This is a genomic window from Campylobacter sp. BCW_6889 (assembly GCF_001762535.1).
Taxonomy (GTDB): domain Bacteria; phylum Campylobacterota; class Campylobacteria; order Campylobacterales; family Campylobacteraceae; genus Campylobacter_D; species Campylobacter_D jejuni.
In genome coordinates this window covers 1-1351 of the sequence record NZ_MJWZ01000049.1, presented here as the reverse complement: position 1 = coordinate 1351, position 1351 = coordinate 1, and the positions used below count along the sequence as shown (strand labels likewise).

General features: G+C 24.6%; 1 protein-coding gene. It reads right to left on the bottom strand.

What is annotated here, in order from left to right; genetic code table 11:
• Positions 1-821: 3'-5' exonuclease (locus AJ939_RS04495; protein WP_261666731.1), on the bottom strand; the 821-nt coding region annotated here is incomplete at its 3' end.
• Positions 822-1351: the final 530 nt, after the last annotated feature.

Genomic DNA, 1351 nt, shown 5'->3' with positions numbered 1-1351 from the left:
AAATAATCTTTGTTAATGTTTAAAGAATTTTTAGCTCTTGTAACTGCCACATACAAAAGATTTAATTCTTCTTTTGCTATGGTAATTTGTTCTCTTTCTTCAAGTTCTTGCTTGATGTTTAAAAAATCATCAATAATTTCAACATTATTCCACTCTAAACCTTTGCTCTTGTGTCCTGTACTTAATATCAAATCAGCTTGTTCTTGTTTTTTAACACAACTTTTTTCAATATCTTTAATAAGCTTTATAATATCGCTATGCACATATTTAAAAAGAACAAATATTTTTTGTTTTAAGTCAACCTCTTTAGTTTCGTTGATATATTCAAGAAGTTCTTTTAAGTCGGCAAATTTTGCAATAAACTGATTTTTGATATATTTGTGTTTTTTAAAAAGAAGATTTTGTATGTCTAATAACTCATCAAAACTATAACTATTCACCCCTCCCACAAAAAATAATTTTTTATTCAAATTTTCTACTGCTATATCAAATAGTTTAGCATTAGTTCTACATATTATAGCTTTTGCTTCATTTTCATCATTTCCCTTTCTTGGTTTTAGCGTTCCTTTAAAATCTCTTGGGGCATTTAAAATTCCCAAATAAGAATTGGCAATAGTAGCTATGCTTTGTGGGCATCTAAAGCTTTGAGTTAGATATAAAATATGAGATTTTGGCATAGATGCTAATACTTCTAAGGAATTTACAGCACCTCTGAATTTATAAATGCTTCGGAATGTATCTCCTATAAAAACTTTTTTAGCTTGCTTTTGGTTAAGAGCAATGTCGATAACACAAGTGTTGATATCCTGTGCTTCATCCACTAAAATAAAATCATATTCTAGCTTTGGTTTTGTAAGTTGAATTAAAAGAAGTTATAAATAATTATTTGTATAGCAAAGAACTTGAAAATATAGATTTTACATCTATAAAATTATTTGAAGGACCAATTGCAAAATATAAATTTTTTACACTGAAGATAAATTAAATACAATAAAACTAAAGTTTTATGAAATTGTTGGAATAAAACTTAAAAACATCAATAAGATAAATCAAGATAAATATTTATTATCAATTTCTGATGTTGTATGCGGATTATATGAAATTTTATTTATATAGATAATATATATTTAAAGAACACTTTATTGTTTTATAGGCGTATTTTACTAGAATTTGTAGAATATTTATTAGAATATCAAGATGAAATGCAAATAAACGATATAAAAACGACTTTTTTAGTCAATTTTCTTAATTATTTAGAAAATAATTCAAAAAATGGCAATAAACTATCAAAAAAACAAAAATAACTTATTTGAGAGTATTAACTAGCTTTTTTTATAAGCGATAATAATGA